Annotated in this window: 3 protein-coding genes; all 3 read left to right on the plus strand. The window is 29.4% G+C overall.

From position 1 onward, the window contains the following. The first annotated feature begins 390 nt into the window (after positions 1–390). A complete protein-coding gene (locus ACXJH6_RS09105; RefSeq protein WP_456471446.1) occupies positions 391–792 on the plus strand; it encodes a hypothetical protein in 402 nt (133 codons plus the stop codon). Between the two features lie 908 nt (positions 793–1,700). Beyond that, positions 1,701–1,907: a hypothetical protein gene (locus ACXJH6_RS09110; protein WP_456471447.1), complete on the plus strand. Its 207-nt coding sequence runs from the start codon at positions 1,701–1,703 to the stop codon at positions 1,905–1,907. After that, positions 1,897–3,378, plus strand: a complete 1,482-nt coding sequence (locus ACXJH6_RS09115; RefSeq protein WP_456471448.1) for a primase-helicase family protein — start codon at positions 1,897–1,899, stop codon at positions 3,376–3,378. Before ACXJH6_RS09110 ends, ACXJH6_RS09115 begins: the two co-directional genes overlap by 11 nt. The last annotated feature ends 544 nt before the right edge of the window (positions 3,379–3,922 follow it).

The raw sequence follows: 3,922 nt of genomic DNA on the forward strand, positions 1-3,922 counted from the left end.
ATAATAGTCATTTATATTTTCGTATTGACTTACGGAGCTGGTATAATATTACTTAACAAAGGAGCTGATAATGATTGAAATCTATATAGCATTAGCAATAATAGCAACAGGAATGTTTATATTTGCACTATTGGTTAAACCGACTAAAACACACCACGAAAGCAAGTGAAAAAAATACAATCGTATTACATTCTTTTTTTTTCTTTTCACCACTTCGCAAACTATAACTCAGCTATATATATAATTTTATAAATGTGATTTTATATACTCCAAGCGAAAGCGACATATTACCCCTCAATTATCATAACTAATTTAGTCAGTTGAAAAATATAACCGATATATTATATAATATTTTCATAACTAAATACATAACTTAAAAAAGGGATTTTTATGACAAAAAGTAAACAGGAAAAAGACACAATAGAAAAAATAATCGAAACGCTTATCAAGCGACAATACCTCAAAAAATTTCTTGGATTAAAAGAACGTATTGACTTAAAAAGCATATATGATTTTTTTAAAAAAGAACTACGTTTTGACTTCTTGGAGGAAAAGCCTTTTAAAGCAAAGGCTAAAAAAGTTTATAACAAATTCAAACAGCAATATCACCGTATCCAAAACAACGACAAGCTAAATATATTACAAGGCAAATACAAAAAATTAAGAATAATTGACGCATACGCTCACTTGGTATTTAGTGGTAAATGGAAATTAAAAAACGATGACTTGGAACTGTTCGAGGAAATGCTTGAAATATTATTCGTTGATATTAAAAAGCAATCAAAAAAGTAATAAATCCGTATTACCTTTTTTTTTAAAAAATCAACAACGCAAGTGAGCCACGTATGCACTTGGCTATCAAACCCCCACTACTACGAGGATTTGGAGTATTACCTTTTTTGAAAAAGAATATGCAGTTATCAACGTTATATCGAAGTTATCGTTATCGGTGAGTATTATTCATCGTTTTTTCGTTTTTAAGCGATTTAAGCGATTTTTTTTTGTTTGTAATACCTATATAGCCTCTACGTCTTTTTTTGCTTTCTACGTGCTTATTTCGCATTATTTTCAATATATTTTTTCATTAAATTATCTTCAAAAAAAGCAAACACAGACCTTTCCTTTCCAGACCTTCCCCCGCAAAAAAATTTCATCGGAGTGAGGCGGTTTGTCAAGGGTCGGCGGTAGCCGACTTGTCTTGCCCTTGACAAACCAAAGCCGAACGGAGATACACTTTTTTTTGAGGGGAAGGTCTGAATAAAAAATTAATATTGATAGAAAAACACTAAATAAAGTTGATGGGTAACAGCTCTACCGGGGGGTAACAACCGGGTAACAACCGGGTAACAGGGGGGGTAACAACCCTAAAAAAGTGCAGAAAATAACGATAAATAGGGGGTTTTAGAAAAAGGTAACAACCTCTCACCTGTTTTTCTGAATAAAAAAAAATTTTTTCTGAGAAATTGAAAAAAAGGCAAAAGGTTGTTACCGTTGTTACCTTGATTTAATAAAAGTCCTTAATTTAGGGCTTTCTTTAAGGTAACAACCTTAAAAAAAAGAGTTGTTACTTAGTTGTTACCCGGTTGTTACCGTATGTTAGGTTGTTACCTTATTAGAGAACAAATATGCAAGTATTGACAATTTCATTTCAAAAATGTAAAATAGCGAATATAAAGAAAAAAACGCATAAAAGGGTCAAAATGTTATCTATACCGAAATTTGTAAAAGAATATGAGATGGGAATTACTGAAAGAACAATGCAAAAGTGGGTTAAAAATAATCTTAATGAATTAGTTGAAAAGGGAATTGTTGGGGCAGTTAAAAATCCTAAAAGAGTTCGTTACGTTGTATTAAAACCTGAAAAGTTAAAAGAAGTGTATTTTAAAGGTGCCATCAATGAAAATTAATGGAAAAGAGATGTATTTTGACGTAGAACAGCAATGTTATGTTGAAATAAGAGAATATAAAAAATATGATGATTATGAGAAAAGGGAAAAAGAGGTTTTAGAGGTTAAGAATGTTTCAAAAGAGCATATTAAAAGAGAATTAGCAAAAGAATTATTAAGTTTAACAAAAGATGAACTTAAAATGCTGAAAGAACATAGAGAACGTTTAAAAACTTTATTTTTAACGGATATTGAAAGTGTAAAGTTGGTTTTTGAGCCGTTTAAAAGTAGAGAATGGGTTGAGGGTGGTTATTTATGTAAAAATTTGTTTAAGCCGTCAGAGCTTTGGCAAAAGGCATATAAAAATAGAATTGAGGCGGAAAAGAAAAGCGAATTGTATAAAGATGTTAATTTTGTTTTTAAATATCCTCATATTTCGGCACTTCTATTAAATTTATTAAGAGATGATATGGATAGGATTGAATATTTTATAAATTGGTTATCGACTGCATTGGTTACATTAAGAAAAATTGGAACAGCAATTGTGTTTAAAGGTATTCAAGGCACAGGAAAAGGGTTGCTATACGAGCAAATTATACAGCCTATAATCGGTGAAAAATATACTTATACATTTTCAAACAATGATTTAAAAAGTCAATTCAATAAGAATTTGCAAAATAAACTTTTTGTCGTCGGGAATGAGATTAAAGGAGATTTTAGGGAGGGTAATCATATATATGAAACTTTAAAAATGTGGATAACTGATAAAGATTTGAGAATTGAGGCGAAAGGGAAAGACGCTTTTCAAATTAATAATTATTTCAATGTGTTGGTATTTAGTAATAATGAAACTCCGCTTCAAATACAGGCAAGTGATAGACGATATACAGTGTTTGAAACTAAAGAAAGGCAAATTATTCAAATTGCAAAAGAGGATTTTGGATATTGTGGAACAAGTGAATTTGTTGAGGGCATAAGAAAAGAGCTTAAAGATTTTGTGTTTGATTTATTCAAGTTTAATTTCAATATACACAGAGCAAGAATACCAGCTATTACAAAGGAAAAATACAATATATACCTTGCAAGTGTTAAAAAAAGTGAAATTTTTGCAAATGCTTTAAAAACAAAAGATATTGAGTTTTTTGAAACAATTATGGTTGATTATGTTGAATTTATGGACGATGAAATATTTGAACGATTATGTAATAAATTTCGTATAATGATTGTTAAAGATGAATTTCAAAAACTTGATAAATTTGAAACTTATAACCAAGTAAAAAAAGATTTATTTAAAGAGCTTGAAACAAGTGGGGAAGTTGATAATAATATTTTAAGTTTTTTGTATGTGATAGCTACGGGCGAAAAGCCCGAAAATACCCAAAAGATTGGAACTGCGTTAACCGTTCTGTTTGGGAAATCGAAGTTAAAAAAACGGAATAATAAAGTGTTTAGATTTCGTCAAGTTTTAATTAATGACGAATTTCCTTTCTAACTCCTCTCTAACTCCTATCCAATGTGGGGTTAGAGCTATTAAAATTATATCATAATCATAAAGAAGGATTGAATAATATTTTAGATACTGACATTATATACCCTCAGTATAAACTACCATTATAAAAGGTAATCTATATCAGATTATACTATAAAATCCCGTGAAAAAAGAAAAAAATAAGAGTGTTTGAAGTGTCGAAAGAGGCTCAAAGGGATTTAAAAGAGAGTAAAGAGAATAAGCAAAAGGTTAAAGCTATTGTATCAAAAAAAAAGATAATACAAAAAATAAGCGTGAGAGTGTATCGAATTTATTAAAAAAAGATTTTTAACATAATGAATGTTGCGGGATATGATTTGATGATTTAGAATAAAAGGTAAATAAGTTAGTCAAACTCTCTTATGTTATTATACTACTACTCAACCTCAACGGTATTTCCTTATAAGAAGTAAATACCATAAATACGGTATAAGATTTTTTTATACACTTGACTAAGTTAGTCAATTATGATATAATAAAAGAAAAGTATCTTTTTTAAAGGGGTAGT

The sequence above is a fragment of the Caminibacter sp. genome, assembly GCF_053999135.1.